This is a genomic window from Pseudomonas sp. IT-196MI5, assembly GCF_949767415.1.
GTDB lineage: Bacteria > Pseudomonadota > Gammaproteobacteria > Pseudomonadales > Pseudomonadaceae > Aquipseudomonas.
The window spans coordinates 59,949-84,516 of sequence record NZ_CATKPZ010000006.1; the positions used below are offsets into that span (position 1 = coordinate 59,949).

Consider the following 24,568-nt stretch of genomic DNA (forward strand, 5'->3'; position numbering starts at 1 on the left):
CGTTCTACACAGGATGCGTAGGCCGGTCCGAGGCCAGGGATGGCTATTGCCTGAAAGAAAGAGGAAACGCACATGAGTACCGTCAACGCGGCCAATTTCAATGGCCAGAAACCGACTATCGATCCCAACGATGCCGCCATGTTGTTGATCGACCATCAGAGCGGACTGTTCCAGATCGTCAAGGACATGGACGTGTCCCAACTGCGCGCCAACGCCATCGCCCTGGCCAAGGCCGCGACCTTGCTGAAAATGCCGGTGATCACCACTGCCTCGGTTCCACAAGGACCGAACGGGCCGTTGATCCCGGAAATCCACGAGGCCGCACCCCATGCGCAATACGTGGCGCGCAAAGGTGAAATCAACGCCTGGGACAACCCGGAGTTTCACGCGGCGGTCAAAGCCACGGGCAAGAAAACCCTGGTGATCGCCGGCACCCTGACCAGCGTATGCCTGGCGTTCCCGTCCATCGCCGCCGTGCATGAAGGCTACAAGGTGTTCGCGGTGGTCGACGCCTCGGGCAACCACTCGAAACTGGCCACCGAGCTGACCGTTGCCCGCCTGGCCCAGGCCGGGGTGGTGCCGATCGACATCATGGCGACGCTATCCGAGCTGCAAGGCTCGTGGAACCGTCCGGATGCCGAGCAGTGGGCCGCTGTCTACGCCCAGGCCATGCCACATTATCAATTGCTGATCGAGAGTTACCTCAAGGCCCGGCAAGTGGCGAACGAACACGAGGTGCTGGACTCCCAACGCTGACCGGTGACCCCACGCCGATTTCTGCAACGACATCGAAGGGTTGGGCACGCTGTTCTCCAACCATATTCCGGATTACCGCAACCTGATAACCAGCTACAGCACGCTGGCCCCTGTAGGAGCGAGCCTGCTCGCGATGACGGTAGAACAGTCACTGATGTTCTGACTGTCAGGCCGCCATCGCGAGCAGGCTCGCTCCTACATTTGGTTTTGTGGTGTTTTTGGGAGGGTGTTCATCCCGCCAAATCAATTGCTCCTACACTATGGCCAATCTGTGCGATCTTCGCGTTATTAGCCCTGGCTGGAGTTGCTTGATGCTGTCTTTCCTCACCGAACACCCATTGATCTGCGCCATGGCGCTGATCCTGATTGACCTCGGGTTGTGGCGTTTAATCGGTGACAACCGCAACCCTTGGAAGCTTCTGTTGCGGGTCACGATTTTCGCGCTATACAGCCTTCTGCTGTTCAACGAAGGCCTGAACCCGATGGAGCCACCGCCCTGGGCCGACAACGTACCGTTGCACCTGGCGGCCACCGGATTGCAGATCGGCTGGTGGTTGTTCGGCGCGCGGATGCTGACGGTGCTGATCGGTGCGGTGATGATGCAACGGGTCGGGCATACCGGGCGGTTGCTCCAGGATTTGCTCGGTGCGGTGATTTTCCTGATCGCGATCATTGCCGCCCTGGCCTATGTACTCGATCTGCCGGTCAAAGGCGTGCTGGCGACCTCCGGTGCGTTGGCGATCATCGTCGGCCTGGCCTTGCAAAGTACCCTCAGTGACGTGTTTTCCGGGATCGTCCTGAACACCACCAAACCCTACCAACTGGATGACTACATCTCCATAGACGGCATGGAAGGCCGGGTCACCGACATCGACTGGCGTGCCACGCGCCTGCAGACCTCCCAGGGTTGCATGGCGGTCATACCCAACTCCCTGGCCGCCAAGGCCAAGATCATCAATTTCAGTCGGCCCAGCGACATGTTCGGCATCTCCGTCTCGCTGGAAGTGAGCCCGCATGCGCGACCGAACACGGTGATCGAAGCCCTGGAGCGGGCCATGCAGGGCTGCCGCTTTCTGCTGGAGACACCGTCGCCGAATGTCGGCATGAAATGCGCCAGCAACACCGGAGTGGTCTATGAAATCAACGGGTTTGTCGCGTCGATGGACGAGAAGCGTTCGGTGCGCAATCAACTGTTCGACCTGGCCTACCGGCACTTGCAGGCGTCCGGCGTCAACCTGCTGTCGAGCGTGGAACCCAATTCGCCGGGTAACCTGTCGCGGCCCCGGGCGTTGCTCGACAGCTCGCCGATTTTCTCCACCTTGCGCCAGGAAGAGAAAGACACCTTCAGCCAGAACATGATGTTGCAATCGTTCCGCGCCGGGGAAACGATCCTGGAGGCGGGGGAGGTCAGTGATCACCTGTTCATCATCGAGTCCGGGGTGGTCACGGTGACGCTGACCCGGCATGGCGTGCCTTTCGAATCCGGGCGCATGGGGCCGGGGGAAGTGATCGGCGAGGCCGGCATTCTGACCGACAGTTCGGTGCCGGCGCGGTTTACCGCCAAGACCTACTGTGCCCTGTACCGCATCGAAAAGGCATACCTCAAGCCGTGCCTGGATGCCCGACACGACATCAACGATGCGATGCAGGCCTTGCTCGATTACCGGCTGCTCAAAGCGAAAACCCTGACCCAGGAGTTGCCGGTGACGGTGGCGAAAAAGGGCTTTTTGCAGTGGTTGCGCAATCGGGTGTGAATGGCCGCTGCGCGAATCGTCGGATCGCCGCCCGGAGCCGGCTCGCTCCCACAGGGAAATGCGGTCAAATGTGGGAGCGAGCTTGCTCGCGATGACGGCAGTGAACTCACCAAAAGTGAAGCGTGAAACCCATCACCCCCGCACCAATGGCCTCCTCGACTTCTGGAAAATTGGCTATTTGTGTAACCAGGCCGCGGGACTAACGTAGCGACACACCCACTTGCCCTGGAGCACGCCATGCAACCGCGTATCGATTTCTACACCGCTTCCCCTGACGCCCTCAAAGCGATGATCGCTTTGGAAACAGCGGTGTCGAAACTGCCGCTGGAAAAAAACCTGATCGAACTGGTCAAGCTGCGCACCTCGCAAATCAACGGCTGCGCCTTCTGCCTGGACATGCACAGTGCCGATGCGCGCAAGGGCGGTGAATCCGAGCGTCGTCTGGCCACACTGTCGGCCTGGCGCGAAACACCGTTCTTCACCGAACGTGAACGCGCCGCACTGGCCTGGACCGAATCCCTGACCCTGATCAGCCAGACCCATGCCCCCGACGAAGACTATGAGCTGGCTACCGCCCAGTTCGATGCCAGGGAAATGGTCGACCTGACTGTCGCCATCACCACCATCAACGCCTGGAATCGCCTGGCCATTGGCTTCCGTAAAATGCCTCAGGCCTGACCCGCACAAGCATCAATGCGCATCGGCACTCGGCGCGGCCGGTGGTTGCACCTTGCGCATCAAGGGCACCATCGCCGTGGCGATGACGAAGCACACCCCGATCATCAGAAACGCGTCGCCATAGGTTTGCGTCTGGGCTTCGCGGTAGGTCAGCAGCCATAGTTGATGCAGGCTGGCGGTGACCCCGGCGTCACCGCTCTGGCCGTGGGCGGCGAAGGTGTTGCCGACCTGGGACAGCCATTGGTTGAGCGCCTCGTTGGTGCTGTTGAGGTGCTCCGCCAGCCGGGTGAAATGCAGGTTGGTGCGGTCATTGAGAATGGTCGCACACGCGGCGATACCGATAGCCCCGCCCAGGTTGCGCATCAGGTTGAACAACCCCGACGCATGTTTGAGCCGCGCCGGCGCCAGGCCACCGAGCGTCAGCGTCACCGCGGGCGGTACCGCCAGTTGCTGGGCAATCCCGCGCAAGGCTTGCGGCAGCATCAGTTCCCTGGCCCCCCAGTCATGGGTGATCGGGCTGAAATCCCACATCGACAAGGCGAACAGCCCCAGGCCGGTCATCATGATCCAGCGCAGATCGACGCGGTTGGCCAGAAAGGCATACAGCGGAATCGCCATGATCTGGAACACCCCGGTGGAGAAAACCGCCAGACCAATGTCCAGCGCACCGTAGCCCCGCACCCGGCCGAGGAACAGCGGCGTCAGGTAAATGGTGGCGAACAGGCCGATGCCGGTGACGAACGAGAAGAAACAGCCAAGGGCGAAGTTGCGATCCTTCAAGGCACGCAAATCGACAATCGGATTGGCTACATGCAAGGTCCGGCCGATGAATGCCAGGCCGGCCAGGCCGCTGATCCACGCGGTGGTCAGGATCGTACGGTCGCTGAACCAGTTCCAGCGCGGGCCTTCTTCGAGGGTGTATTCCAGGCAGCCGAGGAACAGCGCCAGAAACACCATGCTCAAGTAATCCGCGCCTTTGAGCAGCGACAGTTCCGGCTGGTCGATTTTCACCAGCATCGGCACGGCCACGGCGACAAAGATGCCGGGGACCAGGTTGATGTAGAACAGCCAGTGCCAGGACGATATGTCAGTGATCCAGCCACCGATCACTGGCCCCAGGGTCGGTGCCAATGAGGCCACCGCGCCGATGGTCGCGGCGGCGATCACCCGTTGCTTGCCGGTGAAGAACACGAACGCGGTGGTGAACACCATCGGGATCATCGAGCCGCCCAGAAACCCTTGCAGGGCACGGAAGGCGATCATGCTCTGGATGTTCCAGGCCGCGCCGCACAGCAGGCTGGTCAGGGTGAAGCCCACCGCCGACGCGCAAAACAGCCAGCGCGTCGAGAACACCCGGGACAGCCAGCCCGACAGCGGGATCACGATGATTTCGGCGATCAGGTAACTGGTTTGCACCCACGCGGTTTCGTCGGTGCCGGCAGAGAGCCCGCCGCCGATGTCACGCAACGAAGCCGAGACAATCTGGATATCCAGCAGCGCAATGAACATGCCGATGCACATGCTGGCAAAGGCGAACACCTTGGTCGCCGTCGCCAGGTTCGCGGCATTGAACGGTTGCGCCGGGGCGGCGAGGGCTTGGCTCATGGCGCGCTGGCCACGGCTGGCGCTTCAGGCTCCTTGCGCGTGTCCACTTCAGCGGTGACCGACAACCCCGGACGCAGGTGGCCGAGTACGCTGTCGGCCGGATCGAGGTGAATCCGCACCGGCACCCGCTGCACGATCTTGGTGAAGTTGCCGGTGGCGTTTTCCGGCGGCAACACACTGAATTGCGAACCGCTGGCGGGGGCAAGGCTGTCCAGGTGACCGTGGAATTCCTGCCCCGACAGCACATCGGCATGGATCACCACCCGTTGCCCCGGCACCATGTGCGCCAGTTGGTCTTCCTTGAAATTGGCATCGACCCACAGACCGCTGGACGGCACCACCGAGAGCAATTGCGAGCCGGCCTGGGCATAAGCGCCGACCCGGGCCCGGCGATTGCCGATCACACCGTCAACCGGCGCCTTCAGTTCGGTGTAGCCGACATTCAATTGCGCCAGGTCGCGCTCGGCCCTGGCCTGGATCAAGGCGGCCCGGGCCTGTTGTTTCTGGGTGTCGATCACATTCAACTGGCGCTGCGCGGCCAGCAGTTCAGCCTGGGCGCGGTTGCTTTGGGCCTGGGCTGTCTTGAACGTGGCGTTGGCCCGCTGGGCGCTTTCCACCGAGACGGCGTTGGTGGTCACCAGTTTTTTGTAGCGGGCATCGTCATCCCGGGAGCGGGTGGCCTCGGCACCGGCGGCGTCGATGCCGGCGCGGGCCTGGCCGATGACGGCCTGTTGCAGTTGTTCGGTGGCGTCGAGGTTGGCGAGCAGGGCTTCTTCGGCGGCCACCGCGCCTTCGGCCTTGGCCAGATTGGCCCGATAGTCGCGCGAATCGAGACGGATCAGCACGTCGCCGGCCTTGACCTTCTGGTTATCGGTTACCAGCACTTCGTCGATATAACCCGCCACTTTCGGCCCGATCACCGTTACGTCGCCGCCGATGTAGGCGTCGTCGGTTTCCTCGATGAAACGGCCGGTCGTCCACCAATGCGCGCCATATACCCCGGCCAGTACCAGCGCTGCGATACCCAGTGTTGGCAACAACAGGCGTTTGAGCAGGGGAGGTTTGGCGGCAGTCACCGAGGCGGCCAGGTCGTGTTCAACGGTGGACATGCTGGTCATGGAGGGATACCTGTCGGGTAACGGTTAATTATGACGCTCGTAATATGACGCATGTAATATTTTGTGGCAAATGCTTTTTGCTGCCGATCGTCAGGTGGTTTGGTCCAAAAGAATGAGATTCTGCGTGCGCTAGAGAGCCACTGTGGGAGCGAGCTTGCTCGCGATAGCGGCCGTCCAGTCAACAATGATGGTGCCTGATACGCCGCGATCGTCGGAACGCCGCCCGGAGCAAGCTCGCTCCCACAGGGAGTCGCTACTGGTTTACTGGAATGAAAAAGGCCGGTGATCTGCACGATCACCGGCCTTTTTACAGCTATGGCTTAGACGCGCTCAAAAATCGCCGCAATCCCCTGACCACCACCGATGCACATGGTCACCAGCGCATAACGGCCGCCGGTGCGGTGCAGTTCGTGGATGGCCTTGGTGGTGATGATCGCGCCGGTCGCGCCCACCGGGTGGCCCAGGGCGATGCCCGAACCGTTCGGGTTGACCTTGGCCGGATCTAGATCGAGTTCCTGGCTGACGGCGCAGGCCTGGGCGGCGAAGGCGATGTTGGCTTCGATCACGTCCAGGTCGGCGACGGTCAGGCCGGCGCGCTTGAGCGCCAGGCGGGTGGCCGGGATCGGGCCCAGGCCCATGAATTCCGGTTCGACGCCGGCGTGGGCGTAGCTGACCAGGCGGGCGAGGGGTTTGAGGTTGTTGGCCTGGACCGCGTTGCCGCTGGCCATGACCAGTGCCGCGGCACCGTCGTTCAGGCCCGAGGCGTTGCCGGCGGTGACCGAGCCGTCCTTCTTGAATGCCGGCTTCATCGCTGCCAGTTGTTCCAGGGACGTGGCGCGCGGATGTTCGTCGACGCTGAACAGTTTGACGCCTTTGCGATCCTGGATTTCCACGGTCGCGATCTGCTCGCTGAAGTAGCCGTTGGCAATCGCGTGGGCTGCGCGTTGCTGGTCTTCGAAAGCCAGGGCGTCTTGCATTTCGCGGGTGATGCCGTTGCGCACGGCGATGTTCTCGGCGGTGATGCCCATGTGGATGCCATGGAACGGGTCATGCAGGATGCCAAGCATGTAGTCGATGACCTGGGCGTTGCCCATGCGCGAACCCCAACGGGCGGCCGGCATCAGGTACGGGCCGCGGCTCATGGATTCGGCACCGGCACCGACGACGATGTCGGCATCACCGAGCATCAGGGTCTGGGCGGCGTTGATGATCGCTTGCAAGCCCGAACCGCACAGACGGTTGACGTTGTAGGCCGGGGTTTCCTTCGGGATGCCGGCGTTCATCGCCGCGACGCGGGAGATGTAGGCGTCGCGGGTTTCAGTCGGGATCACGTTGCCCATCACCAGATGGCCAACGAGCGCCGGGTCCACGGCGGCTCGCTCCAGGGCGGCTTTCACGGCTGTGGTCGCGAGGTCGGCCAGTGGCACGTCCTTGAGCGAACCACCGAACGTACCGATGGCGGTACGGGCGGCGCTGACGACGTAGATTTCCGGAGTGTTCATGGCTGGTTTCCTTTCGGTGGATTCTTGTCTGTACGGCGATTGAGCAGGGCGTTCAAGGCGGTTTTCGCCTCGTCGGTATTCAGGCGCTGAATGAACAGCGTGTTTTCTTCGCGCAGGGTGGCGTCCAGTTCGGCCAGGGACGCCTGCTTCATCAATTGCCGGGACTGGCGCAAGGCTTGCTGGGGCATGGCCAGAAAGCGCTGGGCGATCTTGAGGGCCGCCGCCAGGCATTGCTCGCCGTCATCGAAGGCTTCGTTGGCCAGGCCCCAGGCCACCGCTTCGTTGCCGTCCAGGCCGTTGCCCAACAGCAGCAGGCTCGCGGCACGGGCATGGCCGAGGCGGCGGGGCAGCAACAGGCTGGCGCCAAATTCGGGGCACAGGCCGATGTTGACGAACGGCATGCGCAGCTTGGCGTTACGGGTGACCAGTACCTGGTCGCAATGCAGCAGCAACGTGGTGCCGATGCCGATGGCCGCCCCGCAGACTGCCGCGATCAGCGGTTTATGCAGGCGCGTAACGACCTTCATCAGGTGGAACGCCGGGGCGTCCAGATGCGTCGGCGGGTGCTGGAGGAAATCCACCAGGTCATTGCCGCTGGTAAAGCAGGTCGGGCCACCGGTGATGATGACCACGCCGGTCTGCTCGTCTTCGTCGGCGGCCAGCAACAGCTCGGCCAGTTGCGTGTACATGGCGTTGTTGAGCGCGTTGAGCTTGTCCGGGCGGTCGATGGTCAGCGTCAACACGCCATCGCGCTGCTCGTGTTTGATCAGGTCGGTCATCGCAGGCTCTGCAGGGTCGGTTCAGGGTTGCCACTTTAAGCGCCGGACAAACTCCGGATCTATAGCAAAACGGGTCAACTGCACTGCCGCTTTTTGCCATGCGGGTGCGCCTAAAGTCAGGGTTGGTGTCCAACTTTTGGGGTGTAGTCCAGGTTCTGTGTGATCCCTGTAGGAGCTGGCTTGCCAGCGAAGCTTTTCAGACCTTCAACACTTTCCCGCCAATCGCCACCGCCACCAGCAGCACCGCCATCAGGGCAAAGGCAAAACTCAAGCTGCTGCCATGGGCGATGAAGCCGATCACGGCCGGTCCCGCCAGAATGCCCGCATAACCCAGGGTGGTAATGGCCGGTACGGCGATGCTTTCGGGCATGACCGTCTGCTTGCCGACCGCGGTGTACAGGATCGGCACAATGTTCGAACAACCGGCACCCAGCAGCGCATAACCCACCAGCGCGGCTTCCCAGCTCGGTGCGAACGTCGCCAGGAACAAACCTGCGGCAGCCGTCAGCCCGCCGAACACCATCACCCGTGTCGCGCCCAATCGCCGTACGATTTTGTCACCGGTCAAACGCCCGGCTGTCATGGTCAAGGCAAACGCCGCATAACCAAGCCCCGCATACGCCGTGTCTATACCGCGTTCCTGCGCCAGGAACACCGCGCTCCAGTCCAGCGCCGCGCCTTCGGCGAGGAATACGATGAAGCACATGCCCCCGATGAACAGGACGATGCCATGGGGTACCGCAAACGCCGGCCCCGAACGCTCGCTGCCGTAGGGCAACAGGTGCGGTACGGCCTTGGCCAGTGCGATCAGCAACATCACGATCACCACCAGCGTGGCCCCCAGCGGGGAAATCCCCAGGCCAAGCAATCCGCTGACACCCGCCGCACCGACAATTCCGCCCAGGCTGAACAGGCCATGGAAACCCGACATCATGTTTTTGCCGCTGGCGCGCTCGACGATCACCGCTTGCAGGTTGACCGTCGAATCCACCGTGCCCAGACCCGCGCCGAACATGAACAGCGCCGCGATCAAGGCCGGAATCGATGACACCGTCGCCAGCAGCGGCAGGGCGGCACAGATCAGCAGGGTGCCGCCGGTCGTCACCCGCCGGCAGCCGAAGCGCGTGGCCAGGATCCCGGCCAATGGCATCGCCAGGATCGAACCCACCCCCAGGCACAGCAGCAACAATCCCAGGGTGCCTTCATCCAGCCCGGCCCGGGCCTTGGCATAGGGCACCAGCGGCGCCCACGCGGCGATGCCGAAACCGGCGATGAAAAAGGCGATGCGCGTGGACATTTGTTCCAGGCGGCCGGGAACGAAGGTGGTTTGATTGTTGAGGCTGGTCATATCGATCCCTGGCAAAAAAACGTCACGTCCTCAACGGACAGTGATCGACCGGTGAGGGTTCGATCAGTGCCCGGAAGTTTTGCGCCGAAACAAAGCGACATCGTTGCACAGCGCCGCTGTCTTTCGCGATATGTTGAGCCATTCCAATCACACACGGAGGGCGCCATGGCGCAGCGGTACGATGCACGGGGCAACATTTACATCGTGGTAGCGCCGGAAGAACTGCGCCGCCAGGGGATCGACTTGCCCCATCAGGCCAGCCTCGCCGCACAATCCCGTCAGGCATGGGCAGTGGCGGCCATCGACGCATGCTGCAACTGGGCACCCGGCACGCAACCACTCGGCAGCAAGGATCATCGCAGCGACGGTTTGCTGGTCGGACCGTTTCAGTCCTCGCCACCCTTTGATCTGTTGATCGTCAACACCGACGGCACCCTGGCCGAGCGCAGTGGCAATGGGCTGACGATTTTTTCCCAGGCTCTCAGCGATCAAGGGTTGTTGCCGAAGAACGAAGCCTGTCTGCTCAGGGTTCACCACGACAAGGCTGATACGCCTTCGCCGGGGCAGACTTCAGTGAAAGCCGCCGAGGTAGATGGTGTGAAGGGTTTTTGGCTCGACCTGGGGCAGCCGGGATTCGGGCCGTCGGCAGTCAGTGCTCACGGAGTTGAAGCTGCAATGTTCAACAGTTGTGAAATCAGCCACGTTAAGCAGTTGTCGGCACTCAATGGCGCCTGGTCGCGTAGCCAGTTCGCGCGGGTCGGCAATCCGCATTGCGTGACGCTGGTGGAAAACGCCGACGACCTGCCCGGCAATGAGCAGATGCGAGAACCGGGATTGGCTGAGGGGCTGACGCGAATTGCCTACGCGATGCCGACCGGGGCAGGGCGGCCTTGTGCGGCGGGGATCAATCTGCAATGGGCCATGCGCGTGTCTGAAGGGCACATCGCCGCGCGGGTGTTCGAGCGGGGCGAGGGGCCGACGGCGTCTTCGGGGACCAGCGCAAGTGCGGTGGCCTGTGCGGCGTGGCGGGTGGGCTGGGTGACTGCCGGGCAAGTGAAGGTGACGATGCCGGGTGGCACGGCGCCGATCTTGCTGGAAGAGGAGTTGGGGGACTTGAGTCGGATCAGCCTGTTTGGTACGGCTCGGTTAATCGATTGAAGTTGATATCGCCATCGCGAGCAAGCTCGCTCCCACAGTGGTTTTATGTCGTTCACAAAACCTGTGGGAGCGAGCTTGCTCGCGATGGCGTCAGCTCGGTCAACACCAGATTCAGCTCAGCCCACTGAACTCCACCACCGGCATCGTCCGCTTCATCAACACCTTGCCCTCGCGTATCGAGTACAGCGGCAACCCCTGGCTGCGGATCACCTCGTAATCACTCTCTGCCGACAGAATCAGCAGGTTCGCCGGTCGCCCGCGCTCCAGGCCATAGCGATTGCCGAGGTTCATGGCTTTGGCGCTATTGTCCGTCACCAGGTCCAGCGCACTCTGCAGGTTGCGATAACCGAGCATGTGGCAGATGTGCAGCCCGGCTTCCAGCACCCGCAAAATGTTGCCATTACCCAGCGGATACCACGGATCGACGATCGAGTCCTGGCCGAAGCACACGTTCATGCCCGCTTCCAGCAACTCGTTGACCCGGGTCACGCCCCGGCGTTTCGGGAAACTGTCGAAGCGCCCTTGCAGGTGGATGCTCTCAGTGGGGCAGGAGACAAAGCTGATCCCCGAATGCCCGAGCAGGCGAAACAGCTTGGCGCAGTAGGCATTGTCGTAGGAGCCCATGGCCGTGGTGTGGCTGGCCGTGACCCGCGAACCCATGTCGCGGCTGCGGGCCTCTTCGGCGAGCACTTCGAGAAAGCGCGAGTGCGGGTCGTCGGTTTCGTCGCAATGCACGTCCACCAGGCAACCGCTGCGTTCGGCCAAGTCCATCAGGAACTTCACCGAGCTGACGCCCTGGTCGCGGGTGTATTCGAAATGCGGAATGCCGCCCACCACGTCCGCACCCATGCGGATGGCTTCCTCCATCAATTCACGACCATTGCGGTAGGACTCGATGCCCTCCTGGGGGAACGCGACGATTTGCATATCGACCAGATGCCGGCTTTCCTCGCGCACTTCGAGCATCGCCTTGAGCGCGGTCAATTGCGGGTCGGTGACATCGACGTGGGTGCGCACATGCTGGATGCCGTGGGCGGCGAGAGTCTGGATGGTTTTCTTCGCCCGGGCCTTGGTGTCCTCGAGGGTGATGGTCGCCTTGCGCTCGCCCCAGCACTCGATGCCTTCGAACAGCGTGCCGCTCATGTTCCAGCGCGGATCACCGGCGGTCAGGGTCGCGTCGAGGTGGATGTGCGGCTCGACAAAGGGCGGCACCACCAGATTGCCGCCGGCATCCAGATCGTCGGGACCCAGGGTCGGGGCTTCGATCTGGCGGGTGATGCTGCTGATCAGGCCGTTTTCCAGGTACAACTCATGCAGGCCTTCCTGGTTGCGCAGACGGGCGTTGATGATGTGCATCGGGCGAGTCCTTTTGGCGAATCGTGTAGGCAATATTCTTACGTTAGCTCGCCTGCGGCGATTCCCGCCAGTGGCATTGATCACCACTGTCCAAATGTGGGAGCGGCGGTGCGACGATTCGACTTGCTCGCGAAGGCGGAATTCCTGTCCCATGGATGTTGGCTGTGCCGACGCTTTCGCGAGCAAGCCCGCTCCCACAGGGGACCGGATTTGTTCAGGAAGATTTTTGCAGGGGTAAAAATCGCATCAGAGCGGCGACGACCGCTTCGGGCGCGTCTTCCTGAACCAGATGACCGGCGTTGGGTATCGGATAAAACTGCGACCCTGGAATCATCCGGTGCAGCGCGCGCCCGCGTTCGATGGGAATCCACTGATCGTCTTCACCCCAGAGAATCTGCACCGGGCAGCGAATCGTCGGGTACAGGCCCTCGGCCTCGCGGGTATAACGCTCGTCCATCTGCGCGATCTGCCGGTAGAACGCCGCTTGCCCGGGCTCCCCCAGCCATGGCTGCACATAGGGGGCGAGCTCAGCGTCGGGGATTTCGCGCTGGATGGCCCCGCGAATATAGGTCGGCACGATGGCGCGCTGGATGTAATCGGGCAGTCCGCTGAAGGCCGCTTCATGCTGACGCACATGCTGCACGAACGGCGAGCCCCAGGGCGTCAGCGCCACCGGATCAATCAGCGTCAGGCTACGGTAATCCTTGCCGTTGAGCAGATGTGTGCGCAGGGCGGTGGCACCGCCGAAGTCGTGGGCCACCACGTCGGGGCAATCCAGGCCCCAATGTTCCAGCAACTGTGCCAGCAACTGATTTTGCACGCCGAGCGAGACATCGGCGTCGGGTTGCGCCGACTGCCCATAGCCCAGCAGATCGAAGTAGTAAACGCGGTGAGTGGCCGTGAAATACGGTGCGATCCGGTGCCACACGTAAGAAGAAAACGGCGTGCCATGCACCAACACCAGCGGCGGGCCGTCGCCGCTTACGGCGTAGCGTACCTGATGTCCGTTGAAGGCGAAGACCTGATCCAGCGGCCAGTCAGCCATGGGCTTGTCCTCTTGGCGGGGGAAGAGGCAAAAGCATAGGCATAAAAAAACCACCTTTGAAGGTGGCTTACTTGATCGACTGACGAAACGCATTCCCATGTGGGAGCGAGCTTGCTCGCGATGGCGGCGGCACATCTGACATCAAAGTGACTGAACTACCGCTATCGCGAGCAAGCTCGCTCCCACAGGGGGTTTGCATTTATCCGCAGGTTTATTCGCCGCGATAGATGCAACCGCTGGTGCAGGTTTCGTGGATACGGATCGCGCTCAGCTCCGGCAGCAAAGGCTTCAATTCCTGCCAGATAAACTTGGCCAAGACTTCACTGGTCGGGTTTTCCAGGCCAGGAATGTCGTTCAGGTAGTTGTGGTCCAGGCGCTCGTACAGCGGCTTGAAGATCTCCTTGATTTCCGAGAAGTCGCGGATCCAGCCAGTGTGCGGGTCGAGGTCGCCGCTCAGGTGGATTGCCACTTTGAACGAGTGACCGTGCAGGCGGCCGCATTTGTGGCCGTCCGGTACGTGGGGCAGGCGGTGGGCGGATTCGAAGGTGAATTCTTTGAAGATTTCCACAGTTTTTCAGCTCTGTTCAGGTGGCGTTCGCCGCAGCGATTCGGGCAGGTGGCGAGTTTACCAGTTTGTCCTGACTAAAGGGTCAGCAAGCGCTCGCCGAGGCGACCGTTGGCGGCCAGTTCGAGGAATTCGTCCCCCATGCGGCGGCTTTCGTCCATGGTCGTGCGCCAGTATTTCTGCCGGCTCGGGGCGTCGCCCATGAAACGCTTGAAGTCGTTGCGGTCCGGCAGTTTGCCGTAGGGCAGGCGCGCCAGGTAGTCCTTCGACGGCGCCAGCAGCAGCACGTTTTGCAAGCGTGCCGGGCAGGCGCGGCGCCATGGCAGGGTCTTGTCAAACCAGCCGGGAATCACCCGGTCGGTGAAGTGCGGGTAGAGCACGATGTCGTTGCCGCTGTAGGGCAGGTCCAGGTGGTAATCCAGCAGGCCGCCGTCGCGGAAGGTCCCGGTACCGGCGCCCGGCAGGTCACGCACGCCTTCCATCACCATCGGAATCGAGCCTGAAGCGAGCAAGGCCTGGCGCAAATTGCCGGCGTTGAGGGCGACGAAGCGCGACGGGAAGTCATTCAATGCATTGACCGGCGGCGCCAGGCGCGGGTCGTGGATGATCAGGCGTTCGAAGTGCCGTGCCAGCCGCGCCCGGCCACGCAGGTTGTCGGCGATGACCGATGACAGGCCCAGTCCCAGGCGACCACGATGATCGTCGGCCAGCAGGCCGTGGCTTTTGACCACCATGATGTTCAGGCGGTAATCGCTGTTGCCGAGTATCGAGGCATCGCGACCGTCGAGCAGGTCATTGAGCATGCGCCGGGAGCTCTGGCTGATCTGCGCCATGGTCACGCCCTTGGCGAAATTCTGCTCGGTGTACAGCTGCCCGAGACGCCGGATGCCCTCGGCGGCATCCGGTAGGCAGGCGCTGGCGAAGCGCCAGGAACCCACCGATGCGCCAATCAACGAGCGTTCCCGCGGTGCCGCCGGCAGCCACTCGCCGAACAGCGCCAGGTCCAGTCCCTGAATCCCCAGCGCCTTCGGACCGCCGGCCGCGCCGGGCAAGGTGCCGACCTCGGCCGCGTTGAGGCCGTTGGCGCGAATGTGCGCATAGGCGCGCGGACCGGCCTTGAGGGTCAGGGAAGGGAACTTGATGTGGATGGCGGTCATTAGGGGCTCGATGTCGGGCAAGAAGAAATTATAAACACGAACACTGTAGGAGCGAGCTTGCTCGCGAAAGCGGTGTATCAATCAGCATCAATGTTGCCTGACTCACCGCCTTCGCTGCGATGCGGCGACCCGACAAGCCAGCTCCTACGGGGTTGCGGTGTCAGTGATGATGGCAATTCAGCTTCAATTAAGTTCAGCGGGTTAAGATGGCTCGCCTGGCCCCCGATGCGACGCTGGTACCATAGTGGCTTTCGAGAAGCTCACACCACTGGCACCGACCGGGATCTGGAATCAGACGCTGTCAGCGGGCAGGTTCTCAAGAATCATCAGGATTGGTAATGAAGGTGTTTCTATTCAAGCGATGCACCGGCAGCTGGATAGCGCTGGTGCTTCTGGCTTTTTGCTCGGCAGTCATGGCCCGCGATCTGGATCAGGATGAAGCCCTGCGCCTGCGTCAGCAGGGCGTGATCCTGCCGCTGGAGCAACTGCTGCAGCAGGCGATGGATCGCTACCCCGGCGCGAAACTGCTGGAAGCCGAGCTCGAAGAAAAACACGACGTCTACATTTATGAAGTGGAACTGCTGACCCCTGAAGGAGTGGTCCGCGAACTGGGCATCGACGCCACCACCGGCCGTTTACTCAAAGACAAGGAAGACTGATCCATGCGTTTGCTGCTGGTGGAAGACCATGTGCCCCTGGCCGACGAACTGCTGGCCGGTCTTGACCGCCAGGGTTATGCGGTGGACTGGCTGGCCGATGGTCGCGACGCGGTGCTTCAGGGCAGTACCGAACCTTATGACCTGATCGTCCTCGACCTCGGTTTGCCGGGCGTGCCGGGGCTGGAGGTGCTGGCGCAATGGCGCGCGACAGGGCTGGCCACGCCGGTGCTGATCCTGACCGCCCGTGGTTCCTGGGCCGAGCGCATCGAAGGCCTGAAGACCGGCGCCGATGATTACCTGACCAAACCGTTTCATCCCGAAGAGCTGTTTTTGCGCATCCAGGCGTTGCTGCGCCGCTCCCATGGCCAGGTCAACCAGCCAACGCTCCAGGCCGCCGGGCTGCATCTGGACGAAGGTCGGCAGTGCGTTGTCCGCGACGGTGCGGACATTCAGCTGACCGCCGCGGAGTTTCGCCTGTTGCGTTATTTCATGCTGCACCCCGAGCGGATCCTCTCCAAAAGCCACCTCGCCGAGCACCTCTACGACGGTGAAACCGAGCGCGATTCCAATGTGCTGGAAGTCCACGTCAACCATTTGCGCCGCAAGCTCGGCAAAAGTGTGATTGAGACCCGTCGCGGCCAGGGTTACCTGTTCGGCGGGCAAGCCCGGTGAGATCGATCCAGCGCCGCTTGAGCCTGGGCCTGATCAGCGTGATGGTGGTCGTTGGCCTGGTACTGGCGCAAACCAGCCTGTGGTTGTTTGAAATGAGTTTGCAGCGCTACCTCGAAGCCGGGTTGCGCAACGACAGCGAGAACCTGCTGGCGGCACTGGTGCGCGGACCGCAGGGCTTGCAACTGGATGAACGACGCCTGTCACCGGCCTATCAGCGGCCGTTTTCCGGGCATTATTTCCGCATCGATCTCGCCGACGGCCATTGGCGTTCCCGTTCTTTATGGGATCAGGAACTGCCGGTGCTCGATCACACTGGCCTGCATGGCAACCTGCAACTGGGGCCGGAAGGGCAGCAGTTGCTGGTACTGCGTTCGGACTATCGACGTTCGGGAGTGCCGATCTCCATCAGCGTCGCCGAGGATTACACGCCAATACGCGAAAGCTTCCGGCTTATGCAACAGCTCGGGTTGGGCCTCGGTTTGACCGGGCTGCTGCTGATCCTGCTGCTGCAACGGATCACCGTGCGCCGCGCCTTGCGCCCGCTGGAGCAGGCGCGCGAACAGATCGCGCAGTTGCAACAGGGCCAGCGTTCGCAACTCGACGATCGGGTGCCGGTGGAACTGGAGCCGCTGGTGGCGCAGATCAACCACTTGCTGGCCCACACCGAAGACAGCCTCAAGCGCTCGCGCAATGCCTTGGGCAACCTCGGCCACGCGTTGAAAACGCCGCTGGCGGTGCTATTGAGCCTGGCCTCGAGCGAACAGCTTGAGGCGCACCCGCAACTGCGCAAGACCCTCAAGGAACAACTGCAACAGGTCGAGCAACGGCTCAATCGCGAACTCAATCGTGCGCGGTTGTCCGGCGATGCGCTGCCGGGCGCGCTGTTTGATTGCGATGCTGAACTCCCCGGATTGCTGGCAACCCTGAACATGATCCATGGCGAACACCTGGCGCTGAGCTACCGCGCACCGACCGGCCTGCAATTGCCCTGGGATCGTGAAGACCTGCTGGAACTGCTGGGCAACCTGCTGGACAACGCCTGCAAATGGGCGGATGCCGAGGTGCGGCTGAGTGTGGTCGAGCGGGCGGAGGGGTTTGAACTGAGTGTGGAAGATGATGGCCCAGGCATTCCCGAAGAACGTCGCGATCAGGTGTTCAGTCGGGGGACACGGCTGGACGAGCAAACCCAGGGGCATGGTTTGGGGCTGGGGATTGTGCGCGATATCGTCGATAGCTGGGGCGGGACGTTAGTGCTGCAGGAAAGCGAGTGGGGCGGGTTGAAGGTAGCCGTCGAGTTGCCCAAACACACCTGAGGCCACACCAAGAACCCTGTAGGAGTGAGCCTGCTCGCGATGGCGGAGTGTCAGTCGATGAAAATGTTGGCTGACACACCGCTATCGCGAGCAGGCTCACTCCTACATTGATTTGTGTTGTGTCTGGCTTATGTGTGATGAATCTCCCGATCCTTGGTTTCCGGCATGAAGAAAATACCCAGCACAGCCGTCATCACCGCGATGACGATCGGATACCACAGCCCATAGTAGATATCCCCCGTGGCCGCCACCATGGCGAACGCCACCGTCGGCAGGAAGCCACCGAACCAGCCATTGCCGATGTGATAGGGCAGCGACATCGAGGTGTAGCGGATGCGCGCCGGAAACAGTTCCACCAGCCAGGCGGCAATCGGCCCGTAGACCATGGTCACGTAGATCACCAGGATGGTCAGGAGCAGTAGCACCATCGGGTAGTTGGTCTTGGCCGGGTCGGCCTTCTCGGGGTAGCCGGCGTCCTTGAGGGCAGTGACGAGGTTGGCGGTAAAGGCGTCGTTCCTGGCCTTGAAGTCGGCGGCCGGCATGCCGGTGCCCTCGAAGCTCTCGATCACTTTCTCGCCAATGCGCACCTGCGCAACAGCGCCCGGCTCGGCGCTCACGTTCTTGTAGGGGATGGCCTTTTTAGCCAGCACGGTCTTGGCCAGGTCACAGGAACTGGTGAATTTGGCCTTGCCCACCGGGTCGAACTGGAACGAACACTGGCCGGGATTGGCGATGACCGTGACCGGATTTTTCTCCTGCGCAATGAACACGTCCGGGCTACCGTACTGGGTCAACGCATGGAAGATCGGGAAATAGGTCACTGCCGCCAGGATGCAGCCAGCCATGATGATGCCTTTGCGCCCGATGCGGTCGGACAGGCTGCCGAAAATGACGAAGAACGGCGTACCGATCAGCAGCGAGCCGGCGATCAGCAAATTGGCGGTCTGCGGGTCGATCTTCAGCGTCTGCAGCAGGAAAAACAGCGCATAGAACTGCCCGGTGTACCAGACCACTGCTTGACCTGCGGTACCTCCGAGCAGGGCCATGATCACGATCTTGAGGTTGTCCCAACGGGCGAAGGACTCGGTCAACGGTGCCTTGGAGGACTTGCCTTCGGCTTTCATTTTCATGAACACCGGTGATTCGCTCAGTTGCAGGCGGATGTACACCGAGATGATCAACAGCAGGATCGACAGCAGGAATGGAATCCGCCAGCCCCAGGCTTCGAAGGCTTCGGTGCCCAGAGCGGTGCGGCAGGCGAGTATCACCAGCAGTGAAAGAAACAGACCGAGGGTGGCGGTCGTCTGAATCCACGAGGTGAAGTAGCCTCGTTTGCCCTTGGGTGCGTGTTCGGCCACGTAGGTCGCCGCGCCGCCGTACTCACCGCCCAGCGCCAGGCCTTGCAGCAGGCGCAGGCTGATCAGAATGATCGGCGCAGCGACGCCGATGGTTGCATAGCCCGGCAGCAAACCCACCACAGCCGTGGAAATACCCATGATCACGATGGTGATGAGGAAGGTGTGTTTGCGCCCGATCATGTCGCCCAACCGGCCGAACACGATGGCGCCGAAGGGCCGGACGGCGAAGCCGGCGGCGAAGGCGAGCAGGGCGAAGATGAAGGAAGTCGTTTCGTTGACGCCGGCAAAGAAGTGCTTGGCGATGATCGCCGCGAGGGAACCGTACAGGTAGAAGTCGTACCATTCGAACACGGTGCCCAGGGACGAGGCGAAGATGACCTTGCGCTCCTCCCGGGTGATCCCGTGGTTGGGCGTGCTGCCCGCGGATGTGCCGTAGATTGCCGTCATGAGTATTCTCCGTCTTGCTCTTGTCGTAGGCCGGAGTTCCCACCAACACTTACCCTACCCAGGCCCTGGGGCTGAAGTCATCGGATTACGGGTCTTGCATTGAGGTTGACGCCACAAAATGCTGCAAGGTTCCTTGAAGCATAATCCGCTTGCGGCAGATATCCACTCGCCATCATTTTGTTGGGCTGCGCGCAGAAACAAATGTGGGAGCGAGCTTGCTCGCGATGGCGGAGTGTCAATCGACAAAGATGTTGTCTGATCCACCGCCATCGTCGGAACGCCGCCCGGAGCAAGCTCGCTCCCACAGGTATTTTGTTCTACTTGCAAGGTTCAGACGCGGAACTGATCCATCAGGCTCTGCTGCTGGTTCGCCAGGCTGTTGAGCGACTGACTGACCCGCGCCGATTCATTGGCCTGGCCCGACAGCGACTCGGTCACGTCGCGAATGGTCGCCACGTTGTTGTTGATCTCCTCGGCCACCGCGCTTTGCTCTTCGGCGGCACTGGCGATCTGCATGTTCATGTCGTTGATCACGGTCACCGCGTCGCCGATCTGGCGCAGTGCCGTCACGGCCTGGCCAACCTGCTCGACACTGCCCTGGGCCTGACGATGGCTGTTATTCATCGAACCCACCACCTCTTGGGTGCCGTTTTGCAGTTGTTCGATCACCAGACGGGTTTCTTCCACGGATTCCTGGGTTCGCCGCGCCAGGTTGCGCACTTCATCGGCCACCACGGCAAAACCGCGTCCGGCCTCACCGGCACGGGCCGCTTCGATCGCGGCGTTGAGGGCCAGCAGATTGGTTTGCTCGGCGATCGCACGGATCACTTCCAGTACCGTGCCGATCTTCTCGCTGTTGGCGGCCAGGCCTTCGACCTGGATCATGGCCGTGCTCATGTCGGCGGCGAGGTTGTCGATGCTGGCGGTGGTGCGGTCGATCACGGTCAGGCCCTGGCGGGTCGCCTGATCGGCATCCCGCGCGGCATGGGCCGCTTGCGCGGCGCTACGGGCGACGTCCTGGGCGGTGGCGCTCATCTCGTGGGAGGCGGTCGCCACCTGATCCACCTGACGGTATTGCTGCTCCATGCCGGCGCTGGTCTGGGCGGCGATGGCGGACGACTGGTCAGCGGTGCTGCGGGCGTCCTGCACCGAGCGTTTCACTTCGGCAATGATCGGTTGCAGCTTGTCGAGGAAACGATTGAACCAGCCGGCCAGTTGGCCCAGCTCATCCTTCTTGTCGTAAGCCAGTCGGCGGGTCAGGTCACCTTCACCGCTGGCGATGTCTTCGAGCATGTGTGCCACGCCGAGGATCGGTCGGGTGACGCTGCGGGCCATCAGCCACACCAGCACCAGGCCCAGCAGCGCGGCGAGTACCCCCAGACCGAGCTCGACCAGCGTACCGGCGGTATTGCTGTCATCGAGTTGCTTTTTCAGGGCTTCGGCGGGGCCGACCAGGACTTTCTCCGGCACGTCGAGCAACACGCCCCAGGATTTACCGCCGGGGATCGGCTGGAACGGTGCGAGCACTTTCAGTTGTTGCTGGCTGTGCAGGCTGCCGGTTTTGCTGCTGGCGGCGAGCATGCGCAGCAGTTCGGCGCCGCTGGCCTTGTCCACGGCATCCAGGCGCTGGCTGAGTTTGCTGGCGTCCGGGCTGTAGCCGGCGAGCAGGCCGGCCGGGCTGATGATGCTGACGCTGGTCTGGCCGTCGTAGAGTTTCTTGCTCGCCCCCAGGCTGACTGCTTGCAGGCTGTTGAGGTTGATGTCGACCGACAGCGAGGCCATGACCTTGCCGTTGACCATCAGCGGGAAAACGATGCTGGTCATCAGTACGTTCTGACCGTCGATCTCATAGAAGTAGGGTTCGATCACGCACGGCTTGAGCGTGGTGCGCGGGCAGGTGAACCAGGCGTTGGCCGCTTCGCCGCTGGGGCCGGCGCTGGTATCGGCCATGTCCTTTTCCGGCAGTGCCATCGACGTCACTTTGCCCGGCGTCGGCTGCGACCAGTAGAGGGCAAAACGGCCCTTGTCGTTGCTGCCAAGTTCCGCTTGCCCGGCGAACAGTTCGTCCTTGCCGTCCAGCCCGTTGGGTTCGAACACCAGGGACAGGCCGAGCAGTTCCGGGTTGGCCTGCAGGGCCGACTTGACCTGGCGGGTCAGGTCTTCGCGCAGGTCGAAGGCATCGAGAAAGCGCTTCTCGGCCTGATCGCGCAGGAACAGCACCTGCCGCGAGAAGCCGTGACCGTACTGATAGGCGTCCATGAACTGCTGGCGAATCCCCAGCGCCTGGTTTTCGCCCTGGGACTCGATCCGCGCCTGGGCCGCTTCGGTCAGCATCTCCATGCTCGAGGCTTTCACCAGCCCGGAGCTGTGCTCCATGCGGTACAGCGAAAGACCCACCAGCAGGGTCACGATGCCCGCCAGGCACAACCCGGCCAGCAGGGTGATCTTCCATTGAATGGACAGTTGTCTGAGCGGCATGGAGACGTCCTTATTCGATAAATATCTGAGACTTTGCACTGTAGCGGCCGCGATCCGGCTTTCTTTATGCCAACAGCCAAAGCTTTTGTGGCGAGGGGGCTTGTCGGACCGCCGAACCGCCCCGTTCGGCTGCGCAGCAGTCGTAAATCGGTCAATCCGCTTCAACTGGATGATTGCCGGGGGCGCTTCGCGCCCCAACGGGGGCAAGCCCCCTCGCCACAGGTCATCACATGCAAATATGTATCCCCATTGCCCGGTTGCTTTGACAAGGCGGCAGCGGTCCGGCAAAGTGCGCGCCCTCTAATAAGACCCATTCCTTTTATCCGCTGGCGGCTCACGCAGACTGCCGGCCGGACTCTTTTCGCTTGCCCAGAGGTATGACAATGAATGCAGTAATTGCCGCGGTCGGCATCATGCTGGTGCTCAGCCTGTCCCGCGTGCATGTGGTGATCGCCCTGATCGTCGGTGCGCTGGTCGGTGGCTTGACCGGTGGCCTGGGGATCGAAGCGACGCTCAAGGCTTTCAACAGTGGCCTCGGTGGCGGGGCGACGGTGGCGTTGTCCTACGCCTTGCTCGGGGCTTTTGCCGTGGCCATTGCCAAGTCCGGCATGGCCCATGCGCTGGCCGACAAGGCCCTGGCGATGGTCGATCGCCAGCACGCCAACGGCGGTGGCCAGGTCAAATGGCTGCTGATCGGCCTGCTCTGGGTCGTAGCCATTGCCTCGCAGAACATCCTGCCGATCCATATCGCGTTCATTCCGTTGCTGGTGCCGCCGCTTCTATATGTGCTGACCAGGCTGCAACTGGACCGTCGCCTGATCGCCTGTGTCATGACCTTCGGTTTGATCACACCCTACATGTTCCTGCCGGTGGGCTTCGGCAACATTTTCCTCAATGAAATCCTGCTGGCCAACGTCGCCCGCAGCGGTGTGGACATCAGCGGCATCAATGTGACCCACGCCATGGGCATTCCGGCCCTGGGCATGGTGGCGGGCCTGCTGATCGCGTTTGTCAGCTACCGCAAGAAGCGTGTCTACGACCTGGAAAAGATCGAACAGGTCGAGCAAGTGGCGGTGCAATACAACCCGCTGAGCCTGATGGTGGCCGGCGTGGCCATCGCGGTGGCATTCATCATTCAGTTGCTGCTGGATTCGATGATTATCGGTGCATTGGCCGGTTTCCTGATTTTCTCGGTGTCGGGCATCGTCAAATGGCGTGACACCGACGATCTGTTCACCGAAGGCATGAAAATGATGGCGATGATCGGCTTCATCATGATCGCCGCCTCAGGCTTTGCCGAAGTGATGAAGGCCACCGGTGAGGTGCAGACGCTGGTCGAGTCGTCGGCGGCGTACATCGATCACAGCAAAGGCATCGGCGCCTTGCTGATGTTGCTGGTGGGGTTGCTGGTGACGATGGGCATCGGCTCGTCGTTCTCCACCGTGCCGATCCTGGCGGCGATCTTCGTGCCGTTGTGCGTGCAACTGGGTTTCAGCCCGATTGCCATCGTGTGCATCGTCGGCACCGCCGGTGCCCTGGGCGATGCCGGTTCGCCGGCGTCGGACTCGACCCTGGGCCCGACCTCCGGCCTGAACATCGACGGCCAGCACCATCACATCTGGGACACCGTGGTCCCGACCTTCCTGCACTACAACCTGCCGCTGCTGGCGTTTGGCTGGGTGGCGGCGATGGTCTTGTAACCCGAAACCCCTGTAGGAGCGAGCCTGCTCGCGATTTCGGTCTGTCAGCCAAGTAAATGTTGACTGTGCCACCGCTATCGCGAGCAGGCTCGCTCCTACAAGGGACCTGCATCCGTCCATTTGACCGCGTTCAACTTTTGCCGCGGCGTGCCGTTAAAGCTTTTAACCACGCCAACAAAATCAAAAGAGTGAACGTCATGCGCATGAGCCTCAAGGCTAAAGTCCTGTCCCTTGCCGTCCTCCCGGTGTTGCTGTTTGCGCTGGTCATCAGCCTGACCACACTGTTCATTCTGCAGGATCAGGCGCGCAAGGAAGTCGAGCAGACCCGCGAGCGCCTGCTCAGCGATGCCAAGGCGACCTTGCAAAGCTACGTGGCCGTGGCCATGACCACGATCAAACCGCTCTACGACGCAGCCGCCCCCGGCGATGAGGCGGCGCGGGCCCAGGTGATCAAGCTGCTGTCGAGCATCACCTATGGCAAGGACGGCTACTTCTTCGGCTACGACTCCAACACCGTGCGCCTGTTCAAGGCCAACAGCCCCGAAGGCGTGGGCCAGAGTTTCAAGGACAACCGCGACCCGAACGGTATCTACGTCAACCGCGACCTGGTGAAAGTCGCCAGGGACGGTACGCACTACCTGCAATACAGCTCGCCGTTGCCCGGCAATACCCAGGTGCTGGTGCCCAAGCTCGGCTACACCGAATACCTGCCGAAGTGGGACATGGCGGTCGGCACCTCGGTCAACCTCGACGGCATCGAAGCGCAGGTGGCGGTGGTCGAAGCCAAGGTCCAGGAGCGCATGCAGGGCATGGTGCTGAGCATCGTTGGCGTAGCAGTCGTGGTGCTGCTGGTGATCGCCGCTGCCGGGATGTTGCTGGCCAACACTATTCTGCGTCCGCTGCATCTGATGAAAGCCAACCTCGACGACATCGCGGCAGGCGAGGGCGACCTGACCCGCCGCCTGACCATCACCAGCCAGGACGAACTCGGTGAATTGGCCGGCTCGTTCAACCGTTTCGTCGACAAGATCCACGGCCTGGTACGGCAGATCACCGAGATGACCTCACAACTGACCGGGCTGGTGAATCAGGTGTCCGACCAGGCCAACCGTTCGGACCA

Annotated in this window: 19 protein-coding genes and 2 pseudogenes; 9 read left to right on the forward strand and 12 right to left on the reverse strand. The window is 62.0% G+C overall.

The genetic code is table 11. The features are described 5' to 3' along the window. Window positions 1-72: 72 nt before the first annotated feature. From ACM6IK_RS04355 to ACM6IK_RS04365, 3 genes are all read left to right on the forward strand, one after another. The gene (locus ACM6IK_RS04355) at window positions 73-756 is read left to right on the forward strand and encodes an isochorismatase family protein (RefSeq protein ID WP_414873309.1); all 684 of its coding nucleotides are present in this window, start codon (window positions 73-75) and stop codon (window positions 754-756) included. A 311-nt stretch (window positions 757-1,067) separates the two neighbouring features. Then, window positions 1,068-2,510 carry a mechanosensitive ion channel domain-containing protein gene (locus ACM6IK_RS04360; protein WP_414873310.1) on the forward strand — a complete coding sequence of 481 codons (1,443 nt, stop codon included), beginning with the start codon at window positions 1,068-1,070 and terminating at the stop codon, window positions 2,508-2,510. 237 nt (window positions 2,511-2,747) lie between these two features. Beyond that, window positions 2,748-3,188 (forward strand): carboxymuconolactone decarboxylase family protein, encoded by a 441-nt coding sequence (locus ACM6IK_RS04365; protein WP_108219467.1) that lies wholly within the window; start codon window positions 2,748-2,750, stop codon window positions 3,186-3,188. A 12-nt stretch (window positions 3,189-3,200) separates the two neighbouring features. On the opposite strand, the gene ACM6IK_RS04370 is transcribed toward ACM6IK_RS04365, so the two are convergent. From ACM6IK_RS04370 to ACM6IK_RS04390, 5 genes are all read right to left on the reverse strand, one after another. Next, window positions 3,201-4,793: a DHA2 family efflux MFS transporter permease subunit gene (locus ACM6IK_RS04370; RefSeq protein ID WP_414873311.1), complete on the reverse strand. Its 1,593-nt coding sequence runs from the start codon at window positions 4,791-4,793 to the stop codon at window positions 3,201-3,203. Further along, entirely contained in the window at window positions 4,790-5,911 is a 1,122-nt protein-coding gene (locus tag ACM6IK_RS04375) for an HlyD family secretion protein (protein WP_414873312.1), read from the reverse strand. The genes ACM6IK_RS04370 and ACM6IK_RS04375 overlap by 4 nt, the downstream gene beginning before the upstream one ends. A 320-nt stretch (window positions 5,912-6,231) precedes the next feature. Next, on the reverse strand, window positions 6,232-7,413 hold the full coding sequence (locus tag ACM6IK_RS04380; protein WP_414873313.1) for an acetyl-CoA C-acyltransferase family protein: 1,182 nt from the start codon (window positions 7,411-7,413) through the stop codon (window positions 6,232-6,234). Beyond that, window positions 7,410-8,192, reverse strand: a complete 783-nt coding sequence (locus ACM6IK_RS04385) for an enoyl-CoA hydratase-related protein (protein ID WP_414873314.1) — start codon at window positions 8,190-8,192, stop codon at window positions 7,410-7,412. The genes ACM6IK_RS04380 and ACM6IK_RS04385 overlap by 4 nt, the downstream gene beginning before the upstream one ends. 196 nt (window positions 8,193-8,388) lie before the next feature. Then, a complete protein-coding gene (locus tag ACM6IK_RS04390; RefSeq protein ID WP_414873315.1) occupies window positions 8,389-9,540 on the reverse strand; it encodes an MFS transporter in 1,152 nt (383 codons plus the stop codon). A 165-nt stretch (window positions 9,541-9,705) separates the two neighbouring features. On the opposite strand from ACM6IK_RS04390, the gene ACM6IK_RS04395 reads away from it, so the two are divergent. Beyond that, window positions 9,706-10,698: a diaminopimelate epimerase gene (locus tag ACM6IK_RS04395; RefSeq protein WP_414873316.1), complete on the forward strand. Its 993-nt coding sequence runs from the start codon at window positions 9,706-9,708 to the stop codon at window positions 10,696-10,698. A 111-nt stretch (window positions 10,699-10,809) separates the two neighbouring features. Here ACM6IK_RS04395 and codA read toward each other — a convergent pair whose 3' ends face one another. The 4 genes from codA to ACM6IK_RS04415 all read right to left on the reverse strand — a co-directional run bounded on the left by codA (window position 10,810) and on the right by ACM6IK_RS04415 (window position 14,821). Further along, the gene (codA, locus tag ACM6IK_RS04400) at window positions 10,810-12,054 is read right to left on the reverse strand and encodes a cytosine deaminase (protein ID WP_414873317.1); all 1,245 of its coding nucleotides are present in this window, start codon (window positions 12,052-12,054) and stop codon (window positions 10,810-10,812) included. A gap of 214 nt (window positions 12,055-12,268) precedes the next feature. Beyond that, window positions 12,269-13,099, reverse strand: a complete 831-nt coding sequence (locus tag ACM6IK_RS04405; protein ID WP_414873318.1) for an alpha/beta fold hydrolase — start codon at window positions 13,097-13,099, stop codon at window positions 12,269-12,271. 211 nt (window positions 13,100-13,310) lie between these two features. Next, on the reverse strand, window positions 13,311-13,667 hold the full coding sequence (gene queD, locus ACM6IK_RS04410) for a 6-carboxytetrahydropterin synthase QueD (RefSeq protein WP_008021670.1): 357 nt from the start codon (window positions 13,665-13,667) through the stop codon (window positions 13,311-13,313). A gap of 74 nt (window positions 13,668-13,741) precedes the next feature. After that, the gene (locus tag ACM6IK_RS04415) at window positions 13,742-14,821 is read right to left on the reverse strand and encodes a patatin-like phospholipase family protein (RefSeq protein WP_414873319.1); all 1,080 of its coding nucleotides are present in this window, start codon (window positions 14,819-14,821) and stop codon (window positions 13,742-13,744) included. Between the two features lie 338 nt (window positions 14,822-15,159). Between ACM6IK_RS04415 and ACM6IK_RS04420 the strand changes: the two genes are divergently transcribed. The 3 genes from ACM6IK_RS04420 to ACM6IK_RS04430 are packed head-to-tail and all read left to right on the forward strand — an operon-like array spanning window position 15,160 to window position 17,465. Then, window positions 15,160-15,480: a PepSY domain-containing protein gene (locus ACM6IK_RS04420; protein ID WP_108219189.1), complete on the forward strand. Its 321-nt coding sequence runs from the start codon at window positions 15,160-15,162 to the stop codon at window positions 15,478-15,480. A 3-nt stretch (window positions 15,481-15,483) separates the two neighbouring features. After that, window positions 15,484-16,152, forward strand: a complete 669-nt coding sequence (locus tag ACM6IK_RS04425; protein WP_108219190.1) for a response regulator transcription factor — start codon at window positions 15,484-15,486, stop codon at window positions 16,150-16,152. Then, window positions 16,149-17,465 carry a sensor histidine kinase gene (locus ACM6IK_RS04430; protein WP_414873320.1) on the forward strand — a complete coding sequence of 439 codons (1,317 nt, stop codon included), beginning with the start codon at window positions 16,149-16,151 and terminating at the stop codon, window positions 17,463-17,465. The genes ACM6IK_RS04425 and ACM6IK_RS04430 overlap by 4 nt, the downstream gene beginning before the upstream one ends. A 128-nt stretch (window positions 17,466-17,593) precedes the next feature. Here the strand turns inward: ACM6IK_RS04430 and ACM6IK_RS04435 are convergent, their stop codons facing one another. The 3 genes and pseudogenes from ACM6IK_RS04435 to ACM6IK_RS04445 all read right to left on the reverse strand — a co-directional run. Continuing rightward, window positions 17,594-19,270: an MFS transporter gene (locus ACM6IK_RS04435; protein WP_414873321.1), complete on the reverse strand. Its 1,677-nt coding sequence runs from the start codon at window positions 19,268-19,270 to the stop codon at window positions 17,594-17,596. A 330-nt stretch (window positions 19,271-19,600) separates the two neighbouring features. Next, window positions 19,601-20,356 carry a methyl-accepting chemotaxis protein gene (locus ACM6IK_RS04440; RefSeq protein ID WP_414873367.1) on the reverse strand — a complete coding sequence of 252 codons (756 nt, stop codon included), beginning with the start codon at window positions 20,354-20,356 and terminating at the stop codon, window positions 19,601-19,603. 102 nt (window positions 20,357-20,458) lie between these two features. Continuing rightward, window positions 20,459-21,748 (reverse strand): annotated as a pseudogene (locus ACM6IK_RS04445) (HAMP domain-containing protein); the annotation flags it as partial. Window positions 21,749-22,131: 383 nt separating this feature from the next. On the opposite strand from ACM6IK_RS04445, the gene ACM6IK_RS04450 reads away from it, so the two are divergent. Both ACM6IK_RS04450 and ACM6IK_RS04455 read left to right on the forward strand, forming a co-directional pair. Then, window positions 22,132-23,448, forward strand: coding sequence for a Na+/H+ antiporter family protein (locus tag ACM6IK_RS04450; RefSeq protein WP_108219194.1), 1,317 nt, complete (start codon window positions 22,132-22,134; stop codon window positions 23,446-23,448). 203 nt (window positions 23,449-23,651) lie between these two features. Then, a pseudogene (locus ACM6IK_RS04455) lies at window positions 23,652-24,470 on the forward strand (cache domain-containing protein); the annotation flags it as partial. Window positions 24,471-24,568 lie beyond the last annotated feature (98 nt).

What these genes read in the sequence shown, in the direction of transcription:
- ACM6IK_RS04355 (WP_414873309.1), top strand. Translation starts at nt 73, where the DNA reads ATGAGTACCGTCAACGCGGCCAATTTCAATGGCCAGAAACCGACTATC.
- ACM6IK_RS04360 (WP_414873310.1), top strand. Translation starts at nt 1,068, where the DNA reads ATGCTGTCTTTCCTCACCGAACACCCATTGATCTGCGCCATGGCGCTG.
- ACM6IK_RS04365 (WP_108219467.1), top strand. Translation starts at nt 2,748, where the DNA reads ATGCAACCGCGTATCGATTTCTACACCGCTTCCCCTGACGCCCTCAAA.
- ACM6IK_RS04370 (WP_414873311.1), bottom strand. Translation starts at nt 4,793, where the DNA reads ATGAGCCAAGCCCTCGCCGCCCCGGCGCAACCGTTCAATGCCGCGAAC.
- ACM6IK_RS04375 (WP_414873312.1), bottom strand. Translation starts at nt 5,911, where the DNA reads ATGACCAGCATGTCCACCGTTGAACACGACCTGGCCGCCTCGGTGACT.
- ACM6IK_RS04380 (WP_414873313.1), bottom strand. Translation starts at nt 7,413, where the DNA reads ATGAACACTCCGGAAATCTACGTCGTCAGCGCCGCCCGTACCGCCATC.
- ACM6IK_RS04385 (WP_414873314.1), bottom strand. Translation starts at nt 8,192, where the DNA reads ATGACCGACCTGATCAAACACGAGCAGCGCGATGGCGTGTTGACGCTG.
- ACM6IK_RS04390 (WP_414873315.1), bottom strand. Translation starts at nt 9,540, where the DNA reads ATGACCAGCCTCAACAATCAAACCACCTTCGTTCCCGGCCGCCTGGAA.
- ACM6IK_RS04395 (WP_414873316.1), top strand. Translation starts at nt 9,706, where the DNA reads ATGGCGCAGCGGTACGATGCACGGGGCAACATTTACATCGTGGTAGCG.
- codA (WP_414873317.1), bottom strand. Translation starts at nt 12,054, where the DNA reads ATGCACATCATCAACGCCCGTCTGCGCAACCAGGAAGGCCTGCATGAG.
- ACM6IK_RS04405 (WP_414873318.1), bottom strand. Translation starts at nt 13,099, where the DNA reads ATGGCTGACTGGCCGCTGGATCAGGTCTTCGCCTTCAACGGACATCAG.
- ACM6IK_RS04415 (WP_414873319.1), bottom strand. Translation starts at nt 14,821, where the DNA reads ATGACCGCCATCCACATCAAGTTCCCTTCCCTGACCCTCAAGGCCGGT.
- ACM6IK_RS04420 (WP_108219189.1), top strand. Translation starts at nt 15,160, where the DNA reads ATGAAGGTGTTTCTATTCAAGCGATGCACCGGCAGCTGGATAGCGCTG.
- ACM6IK_RS04425 (WP_108219190.1), top strand. Translation starts at nt 15,484, where the DNA reads ATGCGTTTGCTGCTGGTGGAAGACCATGTGCCCCTGGCCGACGAACTG.
- ACM6IK_RS04435 (WP_414873321.1), bottom strand. Translation starts at nt 19,270, where the DNA reads ATGACGGCAATCTACGGCACATCCGCGGGCAGCACGCCCAACCACGGG.
- ACM6IK_RS04440 (WP_414873367.1), bottom strand. Translation starts at nt 20,356, where the DNA reads ATGGAGCAGCAATACCGTCAGGTGGATCAGGTGGCGACCGCCTCCCAC.
- ACM6IK_RS04450 (WP_108219194.1), top strand. Translation starts at nt 22,132, where the DNA reads ATGAATGCAGTAATTGCCGCGGTCGGCATCATGCTGGTGCTCAGCCTG.